The organism is Stenotrophomonas geniculata ATCC 19374 = JCM 13324 (genome assembly GCF_001431625.1).
Classification (GTDB): Bacteria; Pseudomonadota; Gammaproteobacteria; order Xanthomonadales; family Xanthomonadaceae; genus Stenotrophomonas; species Stenotrophomonas geniculata.
On record NZ_LLXT01000105.1, the window covers coordinates 28110 to 41212 of the forward strand.

Sequence of the window (13103 nt, forward strand, 5' to 3'; positions counted from 1 at the left end):
TCCATAAGAACAAACGATAGATTCAGCCATCAATTGAACAGTTTTACTTACCTGAAATGCTCAAGCATTGGCCACCGCTGAACGCGTTGCGTGGTTTCGAGGCCGCCGCCCGCCTGGGTAGTTTCCACAGGGCCGCCGAGGAACTGCATCTGACCCAGTCGGCCATCAGCCAGCAGATCCGGGGCCTGGAAGCCTCGCTGCAGCAGCCGTTGTTCTTCCGGCAGGGCCGCAGCGTCACCCTCACCGACGCCGGCATCGACCTGCTGGAAACCACCCAGTCCCTGCTGCGGCAGCTGGCCAGTGGCATCCGCCGGCTCGATCAGTACCGCAAGCCGAATCAACTGATCGTCAACACCAGCCCGGCCTTTGCGCGCCATTGGCTGGTGCCACGCCTGGCCGGGTTCCATCGCCTGTATCCCGGTGCCGACCTGTGGCTGCTGACCAGCGAGGACGCGCCGGACATGACCACGCAGACGCTGGACGTGGCGGTACGCGATGACCTCGACTCACAGGCGCAGTGCCAGCACCGCGTGCTGCTGCAGGACCGGCTCTATCCGGCCTGCCATCCGGCCCTGCTCGCCACACCGGTGCACGAACGACTGACCCTGCATGGCGAGCGCGAGATGGATTGGAGCCAATGGCAGGTGCAGGGCGGCGCCGATGTCGGCCAGCGCCGCGAGGGCATGAATTTCTCCGAGCCCGGGCAGCTGCTGGATGCCGCATGCCAAGGGCTGGGCATCGCGCTGGTCAGCGAGCTGCTGGCGTCACGCGCCTGCGAGCAGGGCCTGCTGCAGCCGCTGGATGAGGCACGCGTGCGTGGTCCGCGCTGGAGCTGGCTGGTGCATGAGGACAGCGCGGCCGATCCGCTGGTGATCAGTTTCTGCGAGTGGTTGCTGGCGAGTCTGCCCGCGGGAGCTACTTCTGCTGCAGCGCGCGCTTGACCGCCGCTTCGGCCAACGGCGCCATCACCGCATAGCCCTTCGCGGTGGGATGCACGCCGTCCTCGGCCAGCTGCGGATCGAGGCCACCAGCCGCATTGGCCATCGGCGTGTAGTAGTCCAGATAGACCAGCTGCTTCGCCTCGGCATAGCGCTTCAACGCCGTATTCAATGCGCGCACCTTCGGCGCAGGCGTGATGCCCGGCATCCACGGGTACTCGCTCACCGGCAGCACGGAGGCCAGCACCACGGCGATGCCATGTGCACGGGCCAGCTCCATCATCGCGTGCAGGTTGTCTTCGATCATCGCCTGCGTGGACGGGCCGGTGTTGCCGGCGATGTCGTTGGTGCCGGCCAGGATCACCACCACCTGTGGCTTCAGTGCCAGCACGTCCTGCGGGAAACGCACCAGCATCTGCGCCGTGGTCTGGCCACTGATGCCGCGGTTGAGCCAGCCCTTGCCGGGGAAGAAACCGGCATTGCCTTCCCTGCCCCAGCCCTCGGTGATGGAGTCACCGAAGAACACTACGCGTGGCTGGCCCGGCACTGCCGCAGGCAGTCGCGCGTTCGCGTCACGATAGCGTTGCAGCTGCGGCCAATCGGCCAGGCGCTGCTGCATGAAACGAACTTCGTCGGGGCGCAGCTGGTCGATCGGCGTCTGCAGCAGCGGATTGACTGCGACGGCTTCCGCAGCGCCCAGCGGAAAAGCCAACGCGAGGCCCAGCGTCACGACGGTGGCAGCGGCAAGCTCAACAGATCCACGCATGCGAGTACTCCTGAAATCATCTTCCGCAGTCTAACGCCCCGCCCTGTGCTCAGCGTGCAGCCGTACGCGCCGCCACACCCGTGACTTTCGCCGGCATCCACATGCCCGGCGTCCAGCCGCTGGCAGCGAGGATCGCCTTCGGGTTGTCCTGCTGGATCAGCGCACGCACCGCATCACGCTTGTCCTTGGCCTGCAGGTAATAGGCCTTGGCGATGCGGTAGCCCACCCAGTACCCGAGGTCGTAAGGCTCCTGCGAGCCCGGCTTGTAGTTGTACAGCCACGGCGACAGATCGGTGCTGTCCAGATCCAGCGCGAACGCGCTTTCGATATGCACTTCCCGGCCACGGGTCCAGGCCGCGTGGCGCCCGTTGCCGACGTTGCCGGAAATCAGTTCGGCGATGAACTCGGCGATGCCCTCCCCCAGCGAAACACGCAGCACCGTCGCATGCGGGTCGCCCGGCTCGAAGTCGGTCAGGCCCGTCTGCTGGATGTGCACGTACTCGTGCGCAATCACGTGCACGAAGCGGTCCTGCACATTGGGATTCATGAAATCGGCTGCGCACAGCGCTTCCAGGCCGATGATCACCCCGCTTTTCGAGGTCAGCCCGACCGGACGGCCACGGCCCACCGCGATGGTCACCGGCGGAAACGCAGCCTGCGGGTAGATCGCCTGCAGGTTGGAAAACACCTGCGTCAGGCGTTGTTTCACCGCTGGCAGTTCGGCCAGGCAGCTTCGTCCCTGCGCATACAGTTCCGGCTGGTTGGCGATGGACTCGGCAATGCGCTCGGGGGTGACCCGGCGCGCCTTCGCCAGTTCGGCCAGGCCCGCCGAACCCTCGGCCATGTATCCACGCAACTGCGCAACGCTGGGTTTGCCACCTGCGTTGTCGTACAGCGCGTAGAAGCGACTGACATCGTCAGTGACAATCTGAGGCCCGGCCGGTACCGCCGCCGTGGCCATGCCAACTGCCCCGGCACAGGCCAGGGCCAACAGGCCGCGCAGGATCATGGACATCGCTCCGTCCTTGGTGGAGTGCAGGCGAAGCGCGCAATCTATCACCCCGGCCCGGCCGCCGCAGCAAGCAGATGCGGGCACTCCGGCGCTGTGCCAGACTCGATTCGGCACCTGCCACGGAAGATGGAGCACCCCGCGATGATGATCGTTCCCGCGTACTGGGCTGAAGCCCGCCTGCAGGCCCGCTTCCGTGGCCGGCCGGTGGTGGTGCGCCGCTTCGGCTGGTCCGACGAAGGCCCAGCAGAGGCGCAGGTGCACGCCGACCGCCGCGCCAACGAAGCCCTCAATGCCATCCTCGCCGGGCAGGCGCTGCCGCGCCGCGAAGTGCGCAGCAACTACGGCGTGGAGGGCGTGCCGATCCGCGAGCAGATCGTGCAGCGCGACGGCGACGTCATCATCACCCGCAACAGCTATGGCGCACTGTGCCTCAACAGCCCCGACGTGCTGTTCGCCGACATCGACCATGCGCAGCCGCCAGCCGGCTGCGTGATGCCGGCCATTGTTGCGGCGGTCGTGCTGCTTGCCGGCGCCGTCACTGGCACGCTGCTGTGGCACTGGCTGGTGGGGCTGGTGCTGGGCGTGGCGGCGGTAGTTCTGGTCAATGCCGCATTGCTGTTGCGCCGGAGGCAGCGTCTGGCCGCCGCCGGGGGTGCCGAAGGGCTTGCGCTGCGGCGCGTGGAAGTCTTCAGCGAACAACACCCCGACTGGCATCTGCGCGCTTACCGCACGCCTGCGGGACTGCGCGTGCTGGCGATGCATGCCACCTTCTCGCCCGAGGACGAGCAGCTGCAGGCGTTCTTCAAGGCACTGGGCACCGACACCTTGTACGCGCGCATGTGCCGACTGCAGCATTGCTTCCGTGCGCGGCTGACACCGAAGCCGTGGCGCGTCGGCCTGCGTTATCGCATCCGCCCGCCGGTGGCCGCGTGGTCCGCCGAACAGGCCAACAACCCGGACCGTCTGGCCTGGATTGCGGAGTACGAAAAGAAGAGCGCCGGCTTCGCGGCCTGCGCTTATCTACGCAGTTTCGGCGATACCACCCGGGTGCATGCCAAGGCAGAACATGTGCGCGACCTGCATGACCGGCTGTCGCGCGCGCAGGACCGCCTACCGCTGGCGTGAGGGCGGGTACTCAGTCAGCGCTCTGCACGAACGGCTGCCCTGCCAGGGTAGTGCCCAGCCGCACCGCGATCTGTTGACCGTCCTTTTCGAAGGTCGTCGCACATTGCTTTCCATCCTTCTGGCATCCGACTTCCGGAAAGCCGTCCAGCGATTCCGGCGCGCCCTGCGCAGGTTTTGCCCGCCAGCCTGCGGCATCCAGCAGGCGCTTGGCCTTGGCGTAAGGCATGCCGGCGATGATCCCCAGCTGCGCCAATTCGGTGGGCAATGGCTGCGCACCTGCAGTTGAGACCAGGACCAAGGACAACGTTGCAGCAAGAAGGATGGCTTTCATTGCACCGACCTGGAACGAGCTATCAGGTTCAGCCTAGACCATTTGCGCGGCGTGCGAATGTGCCGGTAACACGTCGTTACCGAGTCTCCACAGTTGATTGCATAGCACCTGCAACTGTTTACAGGCCAACGGATAGCCGAGCGTGGGCTCGGCTCTACAGCAGGATGCAGGAAGGCCGCCCGAAGGCGGCCTTCTGCAAAGCGGTCGAGCAAGCTCGACTCTATTTGGCGTTCTTCACGTAGGTGTCGAACCAGTTCAGCATTTCCGCCACCAGCTGTTCGTTCGATTCCAGCGCGGTGTACCAGTGCGGCTCGTTCGGCAGCATCACCAGGCGGGTGGTACCACCGTTGCCACGGATCGCCTGGTACAGCTTGCGCGACTGGAACGGCTCGGTGCCCGGGTTGGCGTCGTCCTCACCGTGGACCAGCAGCAGCGGCAGCTTGATCTTGTCGGCGTAGAAGAACGGCGACGCCTTCAGGTACACGTCCTGCGCCTGCCAGACCGAGCGGCGTTCGTTCTGGAAGCCGAACGGGGTGAAGGTCTTGTTGTACGAACCGCTGGTCGCCACACCGGCCTTGAACAGCTTGGTGTGCGCAATCAGGTTGGCGGTCATCAGGCCGCCATGGCTGTGACCGGTCACGCCGATGCGGTTGCGGTCGACCACGCCCATGTCCACGGCCTTGTCCACCGCCGCCTTGGCGTCGGCTTCCAGCTGCTCCAGGTAGGTGTCGTAGGCGTTCTTCGGGTCACCCACGATCGGGAACGAGGCGTTGTCGATGATCGCGTAGCCGGCCAGCAGCATCAGGCGGTACGGCTGCAGGCGGGTGAAGGTCTGCTGCGAACCGGACACCTGGCCGGCCTGCGCGGCGTTGGCGAAGTCGGCCGGGTACGCATACAGGATCGCCGGCACGCGCTGGCCCTCCTTGTAGCCCGGCGGCGTGTACAGGGTGAACGACAGGTCCACGCCGTCGGCGCGCTTGTAGGTCACCAGCTGCTTCTTGATCTGGCGCACTTCCGGGGTCGGGTCGACCAGCTTGGTCAGCGCGGTCGTGGTGGACGCGAACTGCGCCTCGCCGGCCTTCGCGTCGGCCACCGCCTCACCCTGCTGCCGAATGAAGGCATTCGGCGGATCGATCACCGACTGGTGCCAGGTCAGGTAGCGCCCCGGCGTGTTGCTGAAACCGAGGAACTGTTCGTAGGCATCGGCACTGCTGCGGAACAAGCGCTCGCTCTTCAGCGTGCCCAGGTCCAGGCGGTCCAGGAACGGACGGTCGCCCTGCGGCGACGCGCCACGGCCGCTGAGGAACACATGGTTGCCCTCACGGCGCACGACCTGCGCGCCATTCGGCAGGCGGGTGAAGACCAGGTTGCCGGGGTTGCCGTACAGCTCATCGCTGGACATGTCCCACAGCAGGCGGCCTTCCTTCTTCGGCTGGTCCACATCGACGATGCGGGTCTGCATCCAGTGGCGGTTCTCGTCGTTCTCGAACTGGAACGCCACGGACGGATCGGCGGACCACGCAAAACCTTCAAAGCGCTGCGTAGTGCGGGTGATTTCGGTCGGCTTGCCGTTGAACGGCGCCTTCAGCATCAGCACGCGATCGCGATGCGGCACGTTGACCTTCCAGTCGCCCTTGTCCAGCGCTTCGGCATAGACCAGGGTGGCCGGATCGGTGGCACGCCAGTCGAAACCGCGCGGACCTTCCGGTACGCCGTGCACCGGCACGCGGTCGGCCAACGGCAGGCTGGCGATCGGCGTGGACTTGCCGCTGGCGATGTCCAGCACGGCCACGTCGTTGGCGAAGCGCTGGTAGGTCACCGCATGCGAATACGGTGCCTTGATCGATTCGGTCAGCACGTGCACGCCATCGGGCGCGGCGCTGACTTCATTGAACAGCGCCGGTTGCCCGACCGGGCGCACGCGGTTGGCGACGGTATCGACCACGGCCAGCTGCGAAGTACCGTAATAGGCGAACAGCTTCTCGTCATGGACGCTGGTCAGCGTGTCGCGGGCTTCGTAGGTGCTGCTTTCGCCGCTGCTGCCCAGCGACTCCTGCGCGTCCGGACCGGTCGGCACGCCGCCATTGGACGGCGCCGGGCCCTGATTGGCCGGGACCAGCTTCACCAGCAGATTCTGGCTGCCGCCCAGCCACTGCACGGTGTAGCCGAAGATCGGGTTCAGCTGCACGTTCGGCACCTGCTTCACCTGGCCGGTGGCCGCATCGCCCACCCACAGCTGCACGCTGGTATCGACCGCATTCTGGAAGGCGAAGTGGCTGCCATCGGCCGACCACAGCGCGCCGGTGGCGCAGCCCTGCGGCAGGTTGACCTTGGTCTCCTTGCCGCTGCCGATATCGACCAGGGTGAAGTCGGCCACGCAGGCCGGAATGCCGTAGCCACCGGGGGTGTCATGGCGGCTGCGATTCTTCGGCTCCAGGCGCACGCCGGCCAGCTTCAGGTAAGGCTGGGCGACGCGGCTGATTGACGGGTAGGTCTGCGCGGTGGTCAGCAGCAGGCGCTGGCCGCCCGGGGCCACGTTCGGCGCCGGCGGCGGCGGTGCCTTCAGCACCTTGAGCAGGTGTTCCGGCGGCTTGGCGTAGTCGGCAAGCGCCGGGCCAGCGGCCAGCAGGCCGACGGTGGCGACGGCAACGGCCGCCGCCAGAGAGGTTCGACGGATCAGCATCCTTATCCCCTGGAGTGTGAATGGGTACCCGGAATCGGGCATGGACCCGAATCTAGCACCGCAGGGGTTGTCGTGAATGGGCCGGAAGGGCTAGTGGCCGGATGGGGCAAAGTGCAGCTCCGGGAGGTGCCGGGGAACTGCCGGCACCTGCCAGGCATGGCTTGGCACTACTGCTGCGCGTGCAGGTCCCAGGTGGCCAGGTAGTCGGGGTCGACCACGATCATGCCGCTGGTGTGCATGCGGTACTCCCCGGGCTCGGCTGGCTGGTACTGGTCCAGCATCGGCGGCAGGTAGCGCTCGTGGCCATCATTCTCGTCGGCCAGCACCACGCCCTCGTCGGCGCTGATGCGCAGCACCGTGCCGGCATACTGCTCCAGCCCCTTTACCTGGCCGTCGCCGCCATAGCGGGTCACACCTACCAGTACGACCTTGCCGATCATTTCCTCGACCTTGGCGTCGTCCAAGGGCGGCAGCATGGGAGTGAATTCGTCGCTCATCGGTGCACCTCCGTAGCCTGTAGGACATCGTGGATGAGGTTTCCGCTTCGCAGTGCGCGTCGCTGGCAGCCGAGCAGGTGCCCGGCCTGAAGCCTCTGCATCGAGAGTGCCAGTACGCCCATGAACCCAAGGGTTCCTGGAGCACGATGCTGCCATCGCAGGCGGAAGGGACAGGTGAAGGCCGAACTCGGTCCTCGCCGATCAGGGGGTTGCACCTGCACCACGCTAGAATGCGCCCATGCGCACCGTACATGCCCTCCGCTACATCACTCCCTTGCGGGAAGGTGGCTCCCTGCCGGCCGTGGTCGAGACCGACGACGACGGCATGGCCGTGCTGAAGTTCCGTGGCGCAGGCCAGGGCCCGAAGGCGCTGATCGCCGAGCTGATCGCCGGCGAAATGGCGCGCACGCTGGGCCTGCCGATTCCGGAAATCCTGTTCGTGGAGCTGGACCGCGAGTTCGCCCGCACCGAACCGGACCCGGAAATCCAGGAGCTGATCCGTGCCAGCGAGGGCCTGAACCTGGGCCTGGACTACCTGCCCGGTGCGATCAACTACGACCCGGCGGCGATGCCGGTGGATGCCGATCTGGCCTCGCGCATCGTCTGGTTCGATGCGCTCACCAGCAATGTCGATCGCACCACGCGCAATCCGAACCTGATGGTGTGGCATCGAAAGCTGTACCTGATCGATCACGGTGCGGCCATGTACTTCCATCACGACTGGGCCAACGCCGGCGATGCCTGCGAAAAGCCGTTCGTGCTGATCCGCGACCACGTGCTGCTGTCGTTCGCCAGCCGCATCGCCGAGGTGGATGCCGAACTGGCCGCGCGCCTGACCGATGCCGAGATCGAGCGCATCGTCGGCCTGGTGCCGGACAGCTGGCTGGTCAACGAGCCGGCATTCGACAGTCCGCAGGCCTATCGCCAAGGCTACATCGACTATCTCAAGCATCGCCTGAAAGTGCGTGCGGTGTTCGTGCAGGAGGCCATCCGTGCCCACGCTGCACACGTATGACTATGCGGTCATCCGCGTGGTACCGCGGGTGGAACGCGAGGAATTCATCAACGTCGGGGTGATCGTCTCCTGTCCTGGCGCGCGTCATCTGGAGGCGGCCATCGAGATCGATCCTGCGCGCCTGCGCGCCTTCGCGCCGGCGCTGGACCAGGAGGCGCTGCAGCCGTGGCTGGATGCGATCGTGGCCATCTGCCGCGGCGACGCCAGCGCCGGCCCCATCGCGCAGCTGCCCGCGCGAGCGCGCTTCCATTTCCTTACCGCCAAGCGCAGTTCGGTCGTGCAGATGTCGAGCACGCATGTGGGCCGCACTGCGGACCCGGCGGGCGTGGTGGAACACTTGATGACGAAGATGGTGCGGGTGCCGCGCTGATGCGCCCGTCTCTCACTTCCTGGCGCGCGCCCGGTACCAGGCAATGAGTGCACAGGCTACCGCAGCGGAAATCAACACCCACCCGGCTGCTGCCTGCCCATGCAGGTAGCCTTGTGCATACGCAGCACTGGTACCTTCGCTGGCCATCGCCGGGACACCCCTGAGTATCACGTGCACCCCGCGCAGCAGGAGCACCATGCTGGCGACCAGACACACCACGGGAAGGAATCGGCTCATGGACCGATTCTGGTCCGCCAACTGCCCCAGCGTCAACATCGCTGCAGCACAGTCGCTCGGGGCTACAACGGCACTCTTCGCGCGATGTAGTTGACCACGTTGCTGATCGCATCCGGATCGACATTGGCCAGGCCAACGATCACATACCCCTGTGCGGGCATCACCACGATGGCACTGTTCGATCCGGGCGCACCGCCTTCGTGGCCGTACTGGTGCTCCCTGCCCTTGCCCTGCACCACGAAGCCGAATCCATACCAGCCTTTGTGGTTCTGCGCCGTGGTGGCCTGCTGCAGCAATGCAGGTGAGACCAGCTTTCCACTGCGCAATGCCTCGGCGAACTTCACCATGTCGCCCACCGCGCTGTAGCCACCACCGGCTGACATGCCGCGCCAGGGCAGCGACTTCGTTTCACGGACCCATTGCCCGTCCTTCTTCGTGTAGGCGACGGCACGCTGCGGGACGTTCACTGTTTCCGGTTCGAAGCCGGTGCCCATCATGCCCGCCGGGCGCAGGATGTGTTGCTCCACATAGGCGTAGTACGACTGCCCGGAGACGGCCTCGATGATCCGCCCAAGCACGATGAAGCCATAGTTCGAGTAGCTGTCCTGGCTGCCTGGCGTGAATTGCGGCGCATCCTTGGCAAAGCGCCGCACGTAGTCATCCAGCGTCTTCAACGACGCGGAATACTGTTCGAAATCGTCGCCGAAGAAGTCGCCCAGGCCACTGGTATGTGACAGCAGCTGGCGAACGGTTACGCTGTTGGCAACGGCCTTGTTCGGATAGTCCGGCAGGCGACTGCCGATCGTGTCATCGAGACTGAGCTTGCCGTCCTGCACCAGCTGCAGGACGGCCACTGCGGTGAACATCTTGTTGGAGGACGCAAGGCGGAACTGTGTATCCACGTCCACTGGAATGCCAGCGGTGCGATCGGCATCGCCACCGCGCCAGTCCAGCAGCACCTTGCCATTCTGCGCCACCTGCAATGCACCCGACAGCGCGTCCTGCGCCCGCAGCGCCTCCAGCCTTGCCGCGGCATCAGCCATCAGCGCAGGCAATGCAACCCGTGCCGGCTTGTATTTGTCTGGCGTTTCAGTGCCCTCGATCTGGAACTGCTTCACGTGCGACGGGTTGGCCGGGTCCATGACCGCCGTCACCCACATCGCACGTTCGCTCAGCTGGCCCATCACCAGCACCTTCGCCTGGCTGGGCGCGCGCTCGAGTGTTTCCAGAACGCCCAGCGGGCCCGTGCTCTCGCGGAACTCGAGATAGTCCTTGGGCGTGCTGCCCTCCTGCTTGGCATATCTGTCGGCGAATGCCTGCAACCCCTCGAGGCTGCCCGCATTGAAGGCGGCAAGCCAGTCATCGATGGCATCCCGCGCGCGTGGATGTTCGCGCTCGGAAGATGCTGCGCCAACTGCCGGAAATGCCGAGGCGGTCACCAGGACCAAACAGGCCAGCGCATTGCAGAGAAACAGGCGTCCAACAGCCCTCATGGCAATTCCTTTGCGGGTATCCCTGGGCGCATCCTAGACGATGGATCGGCCCGCTGCATCCACGCTAGGGACGCTGCCGCACCACCTCGACAGTGACGTTGAATGCCTCGATGCTATGCCATTGGCCCCGTTCGTACGGCAGCGATTCCACCCCCATGCCGATCTGATACCTCACCGCATCCGGACCTTCGCGCCAGTAGTAGGGTGCGCCGTTGCTCCAGCCACAACAGACGTAGCGCAATGCAGGCAGGCCGAATGCCGTGTGCAGATAGGCTTCGACCTGCGCCGCTTGCGCGCCTGAAACACGATAGTGGGCCTCCATCGGCTTGATGTAGGACACGTCATCCTGGCTGCAGCTTACATACTGCAGTTCCGGAGGCTTCCGGCCCATTGCCTGCAGGAAATCCTGGCATTCAGTATCAGGTCGCGCCAGGCCATCCGCGCGCCCTTGCACCTCCCACTCGGCCAACGCCTGCGCAGGCGTCTGCTGCGCAAGCACGCTGGCGCTGGAAAATGACGCCAGCAGCAGGACGCGGGCGGCATGCTGCGGCAACGGGAGAGACATCACGGGGCGAGTCCTTCGCATGGGAGCACAGGAATGCTGATCGATGCCATGCTATCGCCTTGCCATCGTCTGCTCTGTGAAACGCGCCACGCAGAAGTCCAGGAAGCTGCGCAGCTTGGGCGTCAGCTGGCGGTCGCGCGGATACACCAGGTTGATCCACGTCGATACCGGCACATGGTCCGGCAGCACTTCCACCAGTTCACCACGCGCCAGCGCAGCGGCAAGCATTTCGTAGGGCTGCAGGATCAATCCCAGCCCACCCACGGCCGCTGTCAGCAGCGGCTCGGCCTGGTTGACCATGAAGCGACTGGACACCGGCACGGTCAGCACGCTGCCATCGGCATCGCGGAAACTCCAGCGTGTGCGGATGATCGAATGCGCGAAGCCCAGGCACTCGTGGCGGCTCAGGTCATTGGGATGGGTGATGGCCGGGCGCGAAGCCAGGTAGTCCGGCGAGGCACATAGGACGAGCGGATACGGCCCCAGCCGTCGCGCCACCAGCCCGCTGTCGGCCAGGTCACCGGTACGGAACACCAGGTCGTAGCCGTCCTCGACGATGTCCACCAGGCTGTTGGACAGATTCAGATCGACCTGCACATCCGGATACTGCTGCATGTAAGCCACCACCGCCGGGCCGAGTGCGTGCACGCCGAAGGTGACCGGCGCGCTGATGCGCAGGCGCCCCATCGGCCGTCCACGCGCCACTTCCGCCAATTGCTCGGCGCCCTCCACTTCCTCCAGGATCACCCGCGCCCGCGCCAGGTAGGCCTGGCCGAAGTCGGTCAGGCTCTGCTTGCGCGTGGTGCGGTTGAGCAGGCGCATGCCCAGGTGCTGCTCCAGCGCCTGGATATGCTTGCCGACGAGCTGCGGCGACAGGTCCAGTGCCTCGGCAGCGGCGGCGAAGGAGCCGACCTCGGCCACCTTGGCGAAGGTCCGCAGGGGAGCGATCAGGTCCATTGCAAACAATTGTTCTTCAATGAAACACCAGATTACCCCTTATTCTGGATGCAGACTACGCGCACAGTAGCCGTGACCCTTTCGCCGGCGCCCTCGTCGGCCCTTTCTCGGAGCCCCCATGAGCCAGATTGTCCGCATCCACGAATATGGCAGTGCCGATGTGCTGCGCATCGACGATATCGACGTTCCCGCCCCCGCCCCTGACGAAGTCCAGATCCGGGTGAAGGCAATCGGCCTGAACCGCGCCGAGGTGATGTTCCGCAACGGCGCCTATCTGCAGGAAGCGCAGTTCCCCAGCCGGCTGGGCTATGAGGCCGCTGGCGTGATCGAAGCGGTCGGCAGTGCGGTGAGCGGCTTCACTGCTGGCGATGCGGTCAGCGTGATACCGCCACTGGACATCGCGCGCTGGGGCACCTATGGCGAGCTGGCCAACGTGCCGGCACGACTGGTGGTCAAGCACCCACAGGCGTTGGACTTTGAAACGGCGGCCGCGGTGTGGATGCAGTACGTCACCGCCTGGGGCGCGCTGCTGGAACAGGCTCATCTGGCCGCCGGGGATTTCGTCATCATCACCGCCGCCAGCAGCAGCGTCGGCCTGGCCGCCATCCAGATCGCCAATGCAGTAGGCGCCACGCCGATCGCGGTCACCCGTGGCCCGGGCAAGCGCCAGGCCCTGCTCGATGCCGGTGCCGCCCACGTCATCGCCACCCAGGAGCAGGATCTGGTGACCGAAGTGGCGCGCATCACCGGCGGTGCCGGTGCCCGTGTGGTGTTCGATCCGATCGGTGGCCCGCAGTTCGTGCCGCTCACCGAAGCGATGGCCCGTGGCGGCATCCTGCTGGAGTACGGCGCGCTGAGCAGCGAACCCACGCCGTTCCCGCTGTTCAACGTGCTGGGCAAGTCGCTGACGCTGAAGGGCTATCTGTACTCGGAAATCGTTTCTGACGATGCCGCACTGGCCCGCGCCAAGGCGTTCATCGTCGATGGCCTGGACAAGGGCACGCTGGCGCCAAAGATTGCCAAGGTGTTCCCGTTTGCGCAGATCCAGGAGGCACACCGTTACCTGGAATCGAACGAGCAGATCGGCAAGGTGGTGGTGACGGTGTGATCCAGC

General features: G+C 65.6%; 14 protein-coding genes. 5 read left to right on the forward strand and 9 right to left on the reverse strand.

The genetic code is table 11. From position 1 onward, the window contains the following. The first annotated feature begins 56 nt into the window (after positions 1–56). The gene (locus ARC63_RS11225) at positions 57–941 is read left to right on the forward strand and encodes a LysR family transcriptional regulator (protein WP_057503326.1); all 885 of its coding nucleotides are present in this window, start codon (positions 57–59) and stop codon (positions 939–941) included. On the opposite strand, the gene ARC63_RS11230 is transcribed toward ARC63_RS11225, so the two are convergent. Next, the gene (locus ARC63_RS11230) at positions 916–1704 is read right to left on the reverse strand and encodes an SGNH/GDSL hydrolase family protein (protein ID WP_049455456.1); all 789 of its coding nucleotides are present in this window, start codon (positions 1702–1704) and stop codon (positions 916–918) included. The genes ARC63_RS11225 and ARC63_RS11230 overlap by 26 nt on opposite strands. Positions 1705–1753: 49 nt before the next feature. Continuing rightward, a complete protein-coding gene (locus ARC63_RS11235; RefSeq protein ID WP_049482504.1) occupies positions 1754–2719 on the reverse strand; it encodes a DUF2268 domain-containing putative Zn-dependent protease in 966 nt (321 codons plus the stop codon). Between the two features lie 138 nt (positions 2720–2857). Between ARC63_RS11235 and ARC63_RS11240 the strand changes: the two genes are divergently transcribed. Beyond that, positions 2858–3841, forward strand: coding sequence for a hypothetical protein (locus ARC63_RS11240; RefSeq protein ID WP_010480506.1), 984 nt, complete (start codon positions 2858–2860; stop codon positions 3839–3841). Between the two features lie 10 nt (positions 3842–3851). On the opposite strand, the gene ARC63_RS11245 is transcribed toward ARC63_RS11240, so the two are convergent. From ARC63_RS11245 to ARC63_RS11255, 3 genes are all read right to left on the reverse strand, one after another. After that, the gene (locus ARC63_RS11245; RefSeq protein ID WP_029379698.1) at positions 3852–4172 is read right to left on the reverse strand and encodes a hypothetical protein; all 321 of its coding nucleotides are present in this window, start codon (positions 4170–4172) and stop codon (positions 3852–3854) included. 220 nt (positions 4173–4392) lie between these two features. Beyond that, the gene (locus ARC63_RS11250; RefSeq protein WP_057503327.1) at positions 4393–6855 is read right to left on the reverse strand and encodes a S9 family peptidase; all 2463 of its coding nucleotides are present in this window, start codon (positions 6853–6855) and stop codon (positions 4393–4395) included. A gap of 167 nt (positions 6856–7022) precedes the next feature. Next, the gene (locus ARC63_RS11255; protein WP_010480503.1) at positions 7023–7352 is read right to left on the reverse strand and encodes a hypothetical protein; all 330 of its coding nucleotides are present in this window, start codon (positions 7350–7352) and stop codon (positions 7023–7025) included. A 238-nt stretch (positions 7353–7590) separates the two neighbouring features. Here ARC63_RS11255 and ARC63_RS11260 point away from each other — a divergent pair, with 238 nt between their 5' ends. Both ARC63_RS11260 and ARC63_RS11265 read left to right on the forward strand, forming a co-directional pair. Next, on the forward strand, positions 7591–8367 hold the full coding sequence (locus tag ARC63_RS11260) for a HipA family kinase (RefSeq protein ID WP_043398508.1): 777 nt from the start codon (positions 7591–7593) through the stop codon (positions 8365–8367). Further along, complete coding sequence (locus tag ARC63_RS11265; RefSeq protein ID WP_019337307.1) at positions 8345–8737, forward strand: DUF3037 domain-containing protein; 393 nt, start codon at positions 8345–8347, stop codon at positions 8735–8737. Before ARC63_RS11260 ends, ARC63_RS11265 begins: the two co-directional genes overlap by 23 nt. 12 nt (positions 8738–8749) lie before the next feature. On the opposite strand, the gene ARC63_RS11270 is transcribed toward ARC63_RS11265, so the two are convergent. From ARC63_RS11270 to ARC63_RS11285, 4 genes are all read right to left on the reverse strand, one after another. After that, positions 8750–8974 carry a hypothetical protein gene (locus ARC63_RS11270; protein ID WP_138984362.1) on the reverse strand — a complete coding sequence of 75 codons (225 nt, stop codon included), beginning with the start codon at positions 8972–8974 and terminating at the stop codon, positions 8750–8752. A 62-nt stretch (positions 8975–9036) separates the two neighbouring features. Continuing rightward, complete coding sequence (locus tag ARC63_RS11275; RefSeq protein WP_057503329.1) at positions 9037–10467, reverse strand: serine hydrolase domain-containing protein; 1431 nt, start codon at positions 10465–10467, stop codon at positions 9037–9039. A 64-nt stretch (positions 10468–10531) separates the two neighbouring features. Continuing rightward, positions 10532–11032, reverse strand: a complete 501-nt coding sequence (locus ARC63_RS11280) for a DUF4952 domain-containing protein (RefSeq protein WP_049455460.1) — start codon at positions 11030–11032, stop codon at positions 10532–10534. A 51-nt stretch (positions 11033–11083) separates the two neighbouring features. Beyond that, positions 11084–11989: a LysR family transcriptional regulator gene (locus tag ARC63_RS11285; RefSeq protein WP_057503330.1), complete on the reverse strand. Its 906-nt coding sequence runs from the start codon at positions 11987–11989 to the stop codon at positions 11084–11086. 118 nt (positions 11990–12107) lie between these two features. On the opposite strand from ARC63_RS11285, the gene ARC63_RS11290 reads away from it, so the two are divergent. After that, positions 12108–13097: a zinc-dependent alcohol dehydrogenase family protein gene (locus ARC63_RS11290; RefSeq protein WP_057503331.1), complete on the forward strand. Its 990-nt coding sequence runs from the start codon at positions 12108–12110 to the stop codon at positions 13095–13097. Positions 13098–13103: the final 6 nt, after the last annotated feature.